Source organism: Alteromonas sp. H02, assembly GCF_059682525.1.
Genome location: NZ_CM185021.1, coordinates 3,767,029 through 3,780,502, shown reverse-complemented (window position 1 = coordinate 3,780,502; position 13,474 = coordinate 3,767,029). Strand labels below are relative to the sequence as shown.

Here is a 13,474-nt window from a genome sequence, read left to right as displayed (position 1 = left end):
CGGTGGTAAATCATGCAGGAGCAAGCAGTCGCAGGTAACAGCGATAAGGAAATAAATAAGGCCTTTACTGCCGTAATGGTACCTGTGATTCTGGTCTTATTGGGTTGGGCTGCGGTATTTCATCAGGGATTGGTTACCGCCATTACTATCTGGTACAACTCTGATATATTTAATCATTGTTTATTTGTCATCCCCGGCACTTTTTTCCTTATTTACCTCAAACGTAAGGCATTGCTTACACAGCCAATTAAACCAAATTATTGGCTGGCGATTCTAGTCCTTCCTGCCATTGCACTTTATGCCATAGGGTTGGCTGGAGAAGTGCAACTGTTTATGCATGCGGCTATGTTTGGTGTGCTACCGGTACTCATATGGATGGTGCTTGGTAATAAAGCGGCGTGGCAAATTTTATTTCCATTGGTGTTTATCCTCTTCTGTATTCCTGTAGGGGAAGAGTTGATTCCCTACTTGCAACAAATCGCTGCGAGATTCTCGGTAGATTTGCTTGAGCTATCCGGGATCCCTGTATTTCGTAGTGGGCTTTATATTGAGATACCTAAAGGGCGCTTTCTGGTGGCAGAAGCCTGCTCCGGGATCAGCTTTTTTATTGCATCGCTAGTGATCGGTTGTCTTTATGCTTATCTCAATATATATAGCACCAAGCGACGTTGTGTTTTTGTTTTACTGTCGGTGATATTTCCTGTAGCTGCCAATATTATCCGGGTTTATGGCATCATTCTGATCGCACACTTATCCGACATGCAATATGCGGTAGGTGCGGATCACCTTATCTATGGCTGGTTTTTCTTTGCTTTTGTGATTGTATGTTTAATTGGACTCGGTGAGTTGCTACGTGAAAAAGTGCCACCGCAACGCAATGATACAGAGCTTACTATTCAGCCTGGATCGCCCGTAACTGCTGCAAGAGGTGGCTTGATTTCTGTCGCTGTCTTATTAATGGCTGCGGCTGGGTGGTATCAGTTTATCGCCAGCGCTATTCCTGATAAGCAAGTTCAGCAGTTTGAGTTCGCAAATACCCCTCAAACCAAACCGCTCAGCGAGGACGAAGTTTACTGGTTAGTATGGAAGGCGAAATTCCGCTCGCCCACAGTTGAGCAGTATCTGCTACTCACTACGCCTTATGATTCCCCCATCACTGTCTACCAGGCTTTTTATGCTGCTGGAGACGGTGAACTGGTAAGCTCATTAAATCGTCTTTATGATCAGGACAGTTGGACCCGGGTAGAGTTGATTGACGTATCGACTTCTGCGGAGTATCCGTTTGCTGTGGAATTGCTTTCCTCACCAGCCGGTAACTTGCGGTTGATAGCCAGTTGGTATGTTTTAGCTGAAGATACCTTTGCCGGTAAACAACAAACCAAACTTCAACAAATCGTTACCACATTGGGTGGGGAGCCTGCCCATGGCGCAGTCGTAATTATGTCTATGGAAGTGGAACGCCGCTTTCTGCAAGCACAGCAACAGTGGTTCATGGATAAGGTGTCTCAGTCATACCCTGAACTCACGCAGCAATCGCGTCTGGCCGGTAATTAACTGTGTCCAAACTCGTTGGCAGTCTGCGAGCCCTGCCTGGCTGGTTAAACCGGCTAGTGGTGTGGAGCCAGTTGCATAACGTTAAAGGCAAATATGCTTTTTATCGGTGGATGTGTAAGCATTACTCAGATTGCTATGTGCGTTATCAGTTCGACCAGGCCAGTTTTGTTCTGCCGGTCGATGAGTGGTGCTTTTGGCTCGAGGGTGGGCCGGACAATTATTATCCGGATGAATTTGGCCCATTTTGCGATTTGCTCAATAAGCTGGGTCCCTTTTCTTTTTTTGATTTGGGGGCTGACATAGGCACTGTGAGTGCTCTGGTATCGAGAAACTGCACCCGGCTGCAGAATATCGTGGCTTTTGAACCCAATCCTGGCTCTTACGCCATGCTTAGTTACAACCTTGCCGGGCTCGAGGTTCCTGCTCTGGCGGTGAATCAGGCGGTTTCTGACTTTAACGGCATGGTGAGTTTTACCACTGAAAATAGTCAAACCGGTGATCACGAAGGCCATATTGTGCGGGGCTCTACCGGAGATACCAGAGTAACCTCAATTGATAGCTTTCTGGCTGACAATGTTATAAACCTGGCGGATATTCTGGTGCTCAAAATTGATGTGGAAGGCCAGGAAATTCCTGCTGTAAAAGGGGCTTTGGCGAGTATTCAGCGTGCTTCTGGCGTAGTGTTCCTGCTGGAGATACATCCTGAGGTACTGGCTTCCCAAGGGCAAACGCCAGAAGATATGTTTGGCGAAATTGAAACGATACTCGATGTGAGTTGGTTTGTGCCTATGTTTGGTCAGCGGAAGGTTGACAGACAGCAACCTTTTTTTAATCAGTTTCCAGGGCAGCAATACGACGTGATAGCACTAACTCCATCCCTGCAGCATTTGCTTTAATTACGAGCCGGGTAAAGCGTGTCAAACACCTGTTGTTGATAGTGCGCGGGGAAGCGTTCGATGATGGTTCTTTTCAGGGCCGATGGCAGTTCGGTTAAGCGATAATTATCTTTTAATTCTGCACTTCCGCTACTACGCTTGCGGATCTTTTTATTCGTGCCGTTTTCTGCAATCAAAACGCCTTGGGTTGCTTCAAAGCGGTATTCAATGGCGTTTGGATACCCATGATGTTGGAGCACCCAGTTTTGCTTGACCGTGGTGTCAGGGGAGGATTCAAGAATGATGCCGGCGTCGGCATAAGGATGATTATTATCGGCGTGATAAATTATGTTGCCGCTAATCAACCCGCCCTGATTACCTCTGCCTCCCATACCAAAACCTATGCCGCGGTCGCTGTTGATAACAATATTGTCGACTACCTGATTGTGACCACTATTATTCCACAAGTGAATCGCATGCTCAGCTACTCTGTCTGCAGGGCTGGCTATACCAAAAAACTGGTTGGAATCAATTAACCAGTGCTGACCAAGGTGTAAATCCACACCACCAATATAATACTGAGGTCCAATACCCTCAGTATAGCCGAAGGTGCAGTGACGGATAATGCCGTGGTCTGCCGCCGTTGGGCTATTAGCCCGGTGACTGACTTTAAGTAGTTGTTCATAAGCATTCTGTAACACACAGTGTTCAATAACGGCATAGTCGGCATTGGCTTCCCCCACGATCTGGATAATATGATGGGGAGCTGATTCCGCGGTTAAGCCTGAAAATGTAAAGTGGTGCCCGGTTACCCTGATAAGGTTTTTAACCCGTTTGGATGGGACCATTCCCGCGCCACGCAGAATAGTGGTGTCGGGATCGCCTGAAGCTGACTTCAATGCAACATGATTGCCAGTGATATTGAGGGTCGAACTGAGCTGATAGATACCATCGGCAATAAGGATAAGTGTATTGCCTCGCTGATTGGCTAGTTTGACGGCTTTGTAAAGCCCCTGCACAGTATCAACTTTGACGGTATATTGATATTGCTGAGAGATAGGTAATTCATCAGCCTGGCATAAAGAAGCGAATAGCGTTAGAAAAGCCAGGCGGACTAAGCGTTGCATTCTATGACTCCCCGGCAGGCTTTCGGCTGCCGAGAACTTTAGCCGGATTACCACCTACAATGGCGTAGTCAGGTACGGGGTTGATAACCACACTCCCTGCACCAATCACACATTTTTTACCGACGTCGGCCATCACCAACGCCCCGTTACCCAGCCAGCTATCCTCGCCAATAGTTACCTGAGTAAAAACGCCTCCTTGTTCACGTAGTGGAGTCTCCGGGTCTGAGAAGTTATGCTGACCTTTGCCGCTCATAATATGCACGGCGCTGCCTAATAAGCAGTTTTTCCCTATGGTGCATTTGCCTATATTGCACTGCGGTCCGATATAGGTACCTGCGCCGATTTGTGTGTCATGTTGGGAGAATAAGGTACCGAAACCGATAACCAGCTCCTGACTGGTGTGCTTAAAGATGAGTGAGTAAAATGCAGCTCTTAAATAGACGCCCAGCATTCCCGGCCACAGACTCATTAACTGTGACCAACTGGTAGTTGCCTGATCAGCCCCCATTAATGCACTTTGTAGCTTAAACAACAGATAAAAGGGCAGGGAAAGGATCACGAACAATAGCCTTAAGAGCATTTTGACAAAGGCTTTCATTGAGCAGTCGCCTTATCGTTGTCGAGCAGTTGTAACAAAGGGGTCAGAATGCCGTCCCAGGAATAGTGTTCGTCGATAGTTGCCAGGGCACTATTGCGTACAGACTGGTAGTGGTGAGGGGCTGCCATTAATCGTTTGATGGCATCAAACATATCATTTGGCTCGTCACCGACCTCAATATTTTGCCCCGGCGTGCACTTTATACCTTCAGCTCCCATTGAGGTGCTGACCACAGGTAACCCGCACGCAAAGGCCTGCAGGATTTTGTTCTGAATGCCGCGGGCTATCCGAAATGGCGCAACAAATATGTTGCTCTCATGGAAGTAGGGTAATATGTCTTCTACAAATCCAGTGACTCTCACATTGTTTACGCCTTGCAATCTGGCGATAGCCGGGGTTGGGTTCATGCCAGCGATAGTTAGCGTAGCATCGGGCCAACGGGTTAACACGCTCGGCCAGACCTCGTTATAAAACCACAGCATAGCATCTACGTTAGGCGTATAATCCATCACACCGGCAAACAACAAATGTGGCGTTGTTACTTCTGTGGGATGAGTCGTCGGGTAAAATTCAGCAGGGTCAATGCCATTGCCAATAGATAACACCTCGGCTGCAGGATTTCCCGTTTGCTGTTTGTACAAATTAGTCTCTGGTTCGGCAACAAAAAAGCAAGCATCGAACTGGCTTCCTATCCGATTTTCAAGGCGTTTGACCAAACTGGCTTCCCGTTGATACACCCAACGCATTGGCGGTTTGGTGTTGCATGAATACTGAAGCCATTTGTGAGAATCCATGTCCATGAAATCCATGATAAGGCGGGGGCGCCTGGCTATTTTTGCTAATGCCGTGGAGCGGAAAACATAATTCGCCATGCTGGAAGCAGTACAAACGATGGCATCAATATTTTGCCGCATTAGTAAATCATCTATTTGTTTCTGTAATCCGCTGTTATAAAAATGCGCTTCGCTCAAAGAGGTGTTGCCGGCGATACCAGACAAATAACGTAGCAGTTTGTGACTAAGTGGCTGACTAAGTGTGTGGCAGCCGTAATCCTGCTCCAGTCTTTTGAAATATTCGAGTTCATCTGACTGTTCGAAAGGAGCAGCTACCGTCACTTCTATGCCATTTTTGCGCAAAAAGTTTATCTGATGGAAAGAGCGTAGTTTCTCTCCTTTATTTGGCGGAAAAGGTATCCGCTGGGCAAGGTACAAACAGTGCAAGAGTGATCTCGTTTAGTTGTTATAGGCATATGTTTTGATTAGTGTATTATGCTTTCTGATGAATAAAAAGCCATAAGGGCATGTGAATCAGATTTCTGCCACAGACTGTATCTGAACGATTGCTGATTACGTCCCAAGCGGTTTATAAATGCCTTTGCAAAGCAAATGCTTATTTACACTTTCCCGAGCCAACGCTATTCTGCAGAGAGTTGGTATTTCAATCATTTTTCGGAGTAATCATTGAAGACGCTGGTACTAACTCAGAACTTCCCGCCTGCATCCGGAGGCAGCGGTCGCTGGTTCTGGGAACTCTATTCACGTTTAGGCAACGATTACATTGTTGCTGCCGATAAGATGGCCGATTCCGAGGTATTTGATTCCAACGCGCCAATGGCTATTCATCGTCTGCCGCTCTACAGTCCCCAATGGGGTGTAGCTAATCTGCAGGGTTTAAACTATTACTGGCAGTCGTTCAAAGCGCTCAGGCGGTTAGTGAAAGAGCAGGACATCAGCTACATCCATTGTGGCCGAGTGCTGCCTGAGGGATTGATGGCATGGATGCTGAAGAAAACACTGGGCACACCTTACCTGTGCTACGTGCACGGTGAAGATCTGGAAGCCAGTGCTTTGTCCCGCGAATTAAATAGTCTGACCAAACTGGTGATGCGCAGTGCCGATAAGATAATCTGCAACAGTCACAATAGCGCCAATATCGTTAGTCGCGTGGATGATAGTGTTAACCATAAAGTGACAGTAATGCATCCGGGCGCTGATACCAACAAGTTTTATCCGGTAGAAAATAAAGATGAGGATTTTCTCTCTGCCATGGGGTGGGATGGAAAAAGTGTCATTCTGACGGTTGGTCGATTGCAGGCTCGTAAAGGGCAGGACAAAATGATTGAAGCCATGCCTGAGATTTTAAAGCGCTGTCCACAGGCTCACTATGTGATCATTGGACATGGCGAGAGCCGTACTGATCTGGAGCACTTGATTGAGTCGCTGGCGTTACAGGATCACGTTCAAATGCTAACGGATTGTGACGATGAAACCATGATCAAATGCTATCAGCAATGCGATGTGTTTATTCTGCCCAACCGAACAGAAGGACAGGACATCGAAGGTTTTGGTATGGTACTGGTGGAAGCGCAGGCCTGTGCAAAACCTGTTATTGCCGGTGACTCAGGTGGCACTAAAGAAACATTGCTTGCCGGTGAAACCGGTGAAATTGTGGATGCCACCAAGGTAAGTGCCCTGGTCGACGTTATCACTTCATTTATAGAAGACCCGGCTCGCTGTGAAGCCTATGGGAAAGCAGGTCGAAAACATTCGGTTGAGGCCTTTGACTGGGACAATGCGGCAATAAACGCCCGCTCGGTGTTTGCTAAAGGCTAAGACCGGGCGAGTTGACGATACAGTGTCATCATCTGCCTGGCAGACTCTTCCCAGCCAAATGAATGACAGTGAGTGAGTCCCTTTTCTATTAGCTCTTCTTTTAGCTGTGGGTCATTTATCAGTTTGAGAATCGCCTCACTAAATGCGCCTTGAATTGTTATATCCACTTTTATTCCAGCGTCACCTGCCGCCTCGGGCAGCGAGCTGTTGTTGCCAGTGATAACCGGCACACCATAGGACATTGCTTCAAGGATAACCAGGCCAAAGCCTTCATAAAGGCTCGGGTACAGGAAGGCGTCGGCATGTTTGTATAAAGTGTGACGCTCTTCATCAGAGATAAAGCCAGTCAGTAAGACTTTTTCGCCCAACCCATATTCAGCAATTTTTTGCTCAACGGTACGTTGCGATTCGCCAGGAGCGCCGGCGATAATAAGTGTGTGCGGTATCTTCGAACTGATTTTGGCAAATTCATCAACCAGATATTCAACGTTTTTGCGTGGTTGCACGGTCCCGATAAACAGTAAATAGGGGGACATGGAAGCGATGGGTTGGTTTATGATATTGGTGGATTCAGTCGCCTCTCCTGGATTCGGTTCATATCCCTGATAGATTACCGAAGTTTTTTCTGCTGCTGCGCCTTCCCTGATAATGTCATTAGCAGTAGATTGAGAGACCGCGACTATATGCGTAGCGCTTGCCATATTCTCAAGAGTAGTTCGTTTGAGCATTCTGTCGAGACCATCGCCATGCACCTTCATGTAAAAGTAGGCAATATCATGAATGGTTAAAACCGATGGTATTTTACTTTTAACCGGAACATTATGATTAGGGCCGTGGAATATATCTAATCTGTCTAGTTTCATTACCAGCGGCAGATAATATTTCCACCAGACACTGGGGTGTTCGCTAAGTAGATTTACCGGTGTCCAGAGCGGGCGGTGTTTGACCTGTTTATTATCGGTTAGCCAGTCAAGCTTTTGCTCTCCGGGCTGATGTTGGTAATAAAGGTAAAAGGTGACATCAGAATGGTGCTGACTGACCAGCGTTTCGACTAATTTTTTTACATATCTGGATATTCCGGTATGGAATTGTGCTTTGACTACTTCAACGAAAATGCCGACCCGCATTGAGAATATCCCTTTAGTTTACTAGTTCTGGCTTGATACCATCATCGACCTATTGTTGCAGACAATAAAAAATTAAGCATCGGTTTTTTAGCGTAAATCTTTCAACGTTGTTGCAATAAAGTTGCATATCATTCGATTTATCAGGCAGTCCAGTTGTTTTACCTGCTTTTGAGATTGATTTCATTGGCTCTGTAATATGTTAGTGATATAAAGGATGTTTAACTATCTTATCCCGTTCTGCAGGAAATCGATTTGAATCCCGCAAATTTTCGTAATACCTGGGTGGTTTTTTGTCTTTACTCACAGGAAAGAGTGACGCGAAACTACCATAAGCTGGAAGCTCTACTGGAAATACTACTGAGAAATGGTGTAGAGGGCATTGTTTTAGTTGATAATTCATCGGGGATGCTTAAAGCAGAAATCAATCAGTTCACTAGTTTATCTTCGAAAGTACAGCAACTACGTGGCTCTAATAAATACGGAGAGTTTTCTGCGTGGGTGGAAGGAATGGAGTACATTGTTGCTGAGCACGGTGCTAAGTCATTCGTATTGTTTAATGACACCGTTTTTAGTCATTTTAAGTTGTTTTATTGGAAAATCATCAATTTCCTGAGTCAGATTGAGCGTTATTCTAAGCTGGAAAAGCCTGTTCAATTAGGTGAAACTGTTAAACTTCCGTACCAGTCTGTGGTGATGGGGATCTCTCATAAACATTTTGTCAGATCTGCCTTATTTTATTTAAATGAGTCTGCCAGTAGTTTATTTATTGCCGGATGTCACAGAGTGTTTCAACAGGCAGAACGTGCTTTTTGTGAAACCAATAGTTTTGAAATGTTAAAGCATTTTTTTAATGAATCCGGTGCGTATCATGTTGGTCGATGGCTATTTTCCGGGGGGTGGTATGGCTCCAAACCATATGATCAATTTGCGCCAAGATTACTGGAGCTCAAAGTAACCGCGATAGCCTGCGAGCATTTAAGTTCCGCAACCTGTATTCATCATGGCGGGAAGGCGGCGGACTCCAACTTGCAGCGTAACTTTAATTTACCTGAGCAAATACGCTTATTCAAATCGCAATTGTTTGGTCACCCGCTGTTTTCTTTAAAAATGCTTCGCAAATTAAGAGGGAAATAGCCGATGGTTAAAATGATGCAACTTAAAAAGTTCAGCATATATTTTCATGATTCGTTTTGCGTTGTCTTTAATTAAGGTTTAAGTATGTTTGTATTTGTTTGTCCAATTCGTCATCCGGCTTCGTCGAATGATTATGCCAGCGTGCTGACGTTTTTAAATAACACTATTGAGTCTTTAAATGCTCAACATACAAACCGACCTTACAAAATCGTTGTTGTCTGCAATGAGGTACCGCCAGTGCCAGAAACCTTTAACAATACTGAGTTTGTGGCAGTCGATTTTCCACCTCCTGACACGAATAAGGGCACTCAGGTACCTTTAGATTTAGTAAAAGATGATAAGGGATGTAAAATTTCGATTGGATTGCTTTATGCAAAACGTTTTTCGCCCGATTATGTCTATGTAATAGACGGTGATGATTGGTTTAATATTGATACTATTGAACACGTGTATAAGTCTTCAGCCAGTGATTTGTTCTATGCAAATTCAGGGTATGTAGTTAATTTGGCAGAGAAGACTTTTTTGAAAAAGTTTGGCCTTTGTCGCTATTGCGGTTCGGTTTACATCTATAGTTTTGCGGTGCTCATGAAACTTTCCGGCTTATCTCAACTGGAGTATAGGCAGGGATTGAATAAGGAGAGAATCTATGAAGCCGTCGACCCCTTCTTTCTAAAGCAGATACTTGGCAATCATCGTCATCAACTTCACACCTTTCGCTCTAAAGGTCTGCAGGTGCGGGAGCTGTTAGTACCTGCCGTGGCGTGGATTCTGAATACCGGCGAAAATCACTCCGCGCAAAATCCGGGTAAATACGGACTGCCATTATCAAAAAGTTTTCTTACACAATTTGGCATTAGCTCAATTGAGGCTAGCGAAAAGCCGATAGGGCTAAATAAGAGGGTGAAAGCCTTACTCGAGAGCTTACAGTCTTATATTGGCTGGCGAGCGACCGATAAAAAGCAAACCATGATTTAGTGGTTTTTGGCGGCTCAACAGGGCGCTTTTCGAGTTAGCGAAGTACAGCTGTTACAGGTTGCCGTACTTCCAGCTATCAGGGACTTTGGTTCCAATTTGCTTTTCAAGTTTGGCTATGTCTTCAGCAAAGTACGGGTAGTATTTGGCATTTTCGTTAGCCGAGGGCTGGTTTTTAGTGACCAGTCGATGCTTGTAGGCTTTAAACCAAGCGGTTTTTTTAATGTTCAGGATAGACCTTCCCCAGGCACGTTTATGCAGGTAATTTTGAATTAGAGTCAGCCTTCTGGCGACTTTTTTGCTGCCAAAGCCAACTGAAGATGCATTAAAGTTTCGAGTAGCACTTTGTGGAGCAAATGATGGATCCACGCCAATGAAATCGAAAACTTCCTGAATGAGCTTTAAAGGTTCGGTCTTAATACGATCGAAGAAAACGACTTTGATGTTGTCAGGGTTAAACTGACTATATAAGTATTCTACCTGCTCACCATACAAACTCTTGGTAAAAATAACGGATTGACTGGTGAACACGTCATCAAACGAGGTGATATCGGTGACATCACGTTCTTTATACAAAGAATAAGAGCTCCTCGTGCGCTCAACAGGGTTACGCAAAATTATTATTAATTTTGCATCCGGACAAACTTTGGATATGCCGTCGATGGCTTGCCGGGAGGATAAATAATCGGGGGTTATTTCACCACAAACCTTTGATTTGTCAGTGAATTTAATAAGGTATTTGTCAAGCTCACTTAATGGCCGCTTATTAAAAAACTGCATTTCCTTTTGGGGCATAAATATTTCAGGGTGTTCGAGAAAGCACTCGAACATCCAACTGGTACCCGAACGTTGCGCACCAATACCAATAAAGTGAGGGGGAGATGTAATCATTTTTATTAACTCAAATTATGAGCGGGTAGTGTAACACTCTATTATTAAACGTAAAGACTGTGATTTTCACATATAAATATAGGGAATAATACGTACAGGTAGGGCGTGAGATTTAAAATTCGCGTTCTGACCTAATAATTCGTTGCTACTTGACTCTGTCTGAGGTTGAATATGTAAATGGGATTTAAACGGGACTTGCCGTATCCTGTTTGGCAATATATTTAATGGACTACTGAGAGTTACTAAGCTTTACTGCAGAGTGAACATAGAGCCCTCACCGTTTTTCAGGTTGTGGTATGGTAAAAATTGCGCTTTATTTAGCATTGATTGTCAGTTTCTTTATGATATTCAATGCCCCTTGGGTTGCGGCGCTGGTCTATTCCATCGTTTCCGTGATGCAGCCCCAGTACATATGGTTTTGGGCTTTTGAAGATTTTTCTGCTTTTAAGGTGTCTGCTGGAATAACTATCATTGCGTGGGCATGGCATGTTTTAAACGGGAATATTCGCTGGGATGTCTACCAGTCAGGCCAATTTAAAGGTGTTGTTGCACTCACGATAATATTTCATCTCTCCAATATGTTGACGCCTTATGAAAGTTACTTTTCATTAGTAAGCGGCGACTTGGTGGTGGACATATTTACAACCATAGCCATCATGTACTTTTTTGTATTGCCGCTGATCAATCAGGAAAACACAATCAAGTTTTTCGGCTTCATGTTTATTTTCATTACCGTTTATTATGCCTATTGGGCAAACGATCACTATCTAAGTGGCAATTGGTCACAATTTGAGGGAGGGCGCTTACTAGGGCCTCGGCGCAGTCCCTATAAAGATGGCAACGTAACGTCTATCGTATTAACCAGCGGTCTGGCTTTTGTCATGTTTGGGATCCGTTATTTCAAACAAAAGTGGCTCAAGTACGCCTTGATCATGACGTTGCCTTTTATCTGGCATGCTTTGATTCTTTTTGCTTCTCGTGGTGCATTATTAAGCGCTGCCTCTGTGACGCTGTTTTTCGCTTTGGTAGTAAAGTCCAAATCACTTAATCTCGTTATGGCAATTGGCTTTGTTGCGATGCTGGTTTATCAGGGGGGTATGCTTGTGCAGCGCACCTCGAGTACCGTTAGCCAGGCCCAGTCTACGAGTAGTGATGATGAGCCGCTGAATCCTCGCCTGGTTTCCTGGTCTGTTGGCATAGGTATAGCCTTCGAATATCCTCTGCTCGGAGCGGGGCCACAGAGATTTCAATATGCATCACAGCAACTTTATCCGGGTAAATCGCCTCATGTAGCGCACAATACGCTAATTAACTTTTCCGCAAATACGGGACTAATTGCCGGTTTGATTTATCTTTCTTTCTTTTGGGTTTCATATAAGCAATACAAGTTTGTCAAACGATTTGCCGAAGATAACTCTACGTTCGACTACATAAATTTATCTTGTATGGGAGGCTTAGTTGGCTTCTTTGTCGGGGCGTTTTTCCTTGATTTAATTATCTTTGAACCGTTTTATTTTTTATTAATTCTAATCACGGCTAACTATTACATGGTTAAGAATGCGGTAGAGAATAACACCGGTATTGAGGGGATCCGTATGGCAGACCTCAGTGAAGATGATGCCAGTAACACTCAGAAGGTCACGGCATGAATGGACTTAAATACAATATAGTCATGTTCGCTTATAACGAGCAGGATAATATTGAAACTTCTATAACAAGTGTCTTTAATAGTACCGATGAATATTTGCATCGCTTTTATGTTATCGCCAATGGTTGCACTGACAACACTGTAAGTGTGGCTAACGCGGTAAAGCAAAAACTCAATTTTAATGAGCTAACAGTCCATGAAATTGAGCTCGGCGATAAATGTAATGCGTGGAATACCTACGTACATGAACTGGCAGATGAAGTTGCAGTGCATTTCTTCGTAGATGCTGATGTACGTTTCTCATCAGACTGTTTTCCCAAAATGGCGGAAAAACTTCATGCCTCGCCGGAGCAAACCGTTATTATCGCGGGAATGCCCCTTAGTGGCAGAAATCTGGACTTTTATCGCAGCCTGGTAATTGAACGCGCTTGTTTCTTTGGTAATCTTTATGGCATGAAGTGGTCTTACATAAAGCGGATTCGGGAAAAACCGTTTTACCTGCCGATTGGATTGAATTGGATTGATTCGTTTTTGACAAAAGCTGCGAATACCAATTTGGCTTTCGGTAAGAAAAACTTACCTAACAGAACGACTTGGTTAGAGGGAGTAGGATATGACTTTGAAAAGTTGTCGGTGTTTAAGCTCAGCGACATCCGCCTGTATAAAAACCGAATAGCCCGGTATGAGCTAGGTAAGATTCAGGAAGTGTTTCTTGACCAACTGCCTTGCGAACAATGGCCACGGGATATGACCCCTATTAATGAACAAATTGAAGCTGATTTCGACCAGTTGGCAAAGCACCTGGGGCCGATTAAAAAGCGGATGGTGAGAAAGCGCCTGACACGCTTATTGAATAAAAAACGAAATTCAGCCTAACCTTCTGATTCCTAGCTTTCTTTTTAGTTTAATTGAGTTCCTAGTTCGAGTTATTACCCT

General features: G+C 44.5%; 12 protein-coding genes. 7 read left to right on the top strand and 5 right to left on the bottom strand.

What is annotated here, in order from left to right; genetic code table 11:
* The first annotated feature begins 12 nt into the window (after nucleotides 1-12).
* Together xrtA and AC566Q_RS17555 are read left to right on the top strand one after the other, a co-directional pair.
* Nucleotides 13-1,554: an exosortase A gene (gene xrtA, locus AC566Q_RS17560; protein ID WP_499608875.1), complete on the top strand. Its 1,542-nt coding sequence runs from the start codon at nucleotides 13-15 to the stop codon at nucleotides 1,552-1,554.
* A 2-nt stretch (nucleotides 1,555-1,556) separates the two neighbouring features.
* Nucleotides 1,557-2,450 (top strand): FkbM family methyltransferase, encoded by an 894-nt coding sequence (locus tag AC566Q_RS17555; RefSeq protein ID WP_499608872.1) that lies wholly within the window; start codon nucleotides 1,557-1,559, stop codon nucleotides 2,448-2,450.
* Here the strand turns inward: AC566Q_RS17555 and AC566Q_RS17550 are convergent.
* The 3 genes from AC566Q_RS17550 to AC566Q_RS17540 are packed head-to-tail and all read right to left on the bottom strand — an operon-like array spanning nucleotide 2,447 to nucleotide 5,365.
* The gene (locus tag AC566Q_RS17550) at nucleotides 2,447-3,556 is read right to left on the bottom strand and encodes a right-handed parallel beta-helix repeat-containing protein (RefSeq protein ID WP_499608870.1); all 1,110 of its coding nucleotides are present in this window, start codon (nucleotides 3,554-3,556) and stop codon (nucleotides 2,447-2,449) included. The genes AC566Q_RS17555 and AC566Q_RS17550 overlap by 4 nt on opposite strands.
* Before the next feature lies 1 nt (nucleotide 3,557).
* On the bottom strand, nucleotides 3,558-4,154 hold the full coding sequence (locus tag AC566Q_RS17545; RefSeq protein ID WP_499608867.1) for an acyltransferase: 597 nt from the start codon (nucleotides 4,152-4,154) through the stop codon (nucleotides 3,558-3,560).
* A complete protein-coding gene (locus tag AC566Q_RS17540; protein ID WP_499617544.1) occupies nucleotides 4,151-5,365 on the bottom strand; it encodes a TIGR03087 family PEP-CTERM/XrtA system glycosyltransferase in 1,215 nt (404 codons plus the stop codon). The genes AC566Q_RS17545 and AC566Q_RS17540 overlap by 4 nt, the downstream gene beginning before the upstream one ends.
* 249 nt (nucleotides 5,366-5,614) lie before the next feature.
* Between AC566Q_RS17540 and AC566Q_RS17535 the strand changes: the two genes are divergently transcribed.
* Complete coding sequence (locus AC566Q_RS17535; RefSeq protein WP_499608865.1) at nucleotides 5,615-6,766, top strand: glycosyltransferase family 4 protein; 1,152 nt, start codon at nucleotides 5,615-5,617, stop codon at nucleotides 6,764-6,766.
* Here AC566Q_RS17535 and AC566Q_RS17530 read toward each other — a convergent pair.
* Nucleotides 6,763-7,893, bottom strand: coding sequence for a glycosyltransferase family 4 protein (locus AC566Q_RS17530; protein ID WP_499608863.1), 1,131 nt, complete (start codon nucleotides 7,891-7,893; stop codon nucleotides 6,763-6,765). The genes AC566Q_RS17535 and AC566Q_RS17530 overlap by 4 nt on opposite strands.
* A gap of 312 nt (nucleotides 7,894-8,205) precedes the next feature.
* Between AC566Q_RS17530 and AC566Q_RS17525 the strand changes: the two genes are divergently transcribed.
* Complete coding sequence (locus AC566Q_RS17525) at nucleotides 8,206-9,027, top strand: hypothetical protein (protein WP_499608859.1); 822 nt, start codon at nucleotides 8,206-8,208, stop codon at nucleotides 9,025-9,027.
* 84 nt (nucleotides 9,028-9,111) lie between these two features.
* On the top strand, nucleotides 9,112-10,002 hold the full coding sequence (locus AC566Q_RS17520; protein WP_499608855.1) for a glycosyltransferase family A protein: 891 nt from the start codon (nucleotides 9,112-9,114) through the stop codon (nucleotides 10,000-10,002).
* A gap of 51 nt (nucleotides 10,003-10,053) precedes the next feature.
* Here the strand turns inward: AC566Q_RS17520 and AC566Q_RS17515 are convergent, their stop codons facing one another.
* The gene (locus AC566Q_RS17515; RefSeq protein WP_499608850.1) at nucleotides 10,054-10,890 is read right to left on the bottom strand and encodes a sulfotransferase family protein; all 837 of its coding nucleotides are present in this window, start codon (nucleotides 10,888-10,890) and stop codon (nucleotides 10,054-10,056) included.
* 296 nt (nucleotides 10,891-11,186) lie between these two features.
* On the opposite strand from AC566Q_RS17515, the gene AC566Q_RS17510 reads away from it, so the two are divergent.
* Together AC566Q_RS17510 and AC566Q_RS17505 are read left to right on the top strand one after the other, a co-directional pair.
* Entirely contained in the window at nucleotides 11,187-12,539 is a 1,353-nt protein-coding gene (locus AC566Q_RS17510) for an O-antigen ligase family protein (RefSeq protein WP_499608845.1), read from the top strand.
* The gene (locus tag AC566Q_RS17505) at nucleotides 12,536-13,414 is read left to right on the top strand and encodes a glycosyltransferase family A protein (RefSeq protein ID WP_105933903.1); all 879 of its coding nucleotides are present in this window, start codon (nucleotides 12,536-12,538) and stop codon (nucleotides 13,412-13,414) included. The genes AC566Q_RS17510 and AC566Q_RS17505 overlap by 4 nt, the downstream gene beginning before the upstream one ends.
* Nucleotides 13,415-13,474 lie beyond the last annotated feature (60 nt).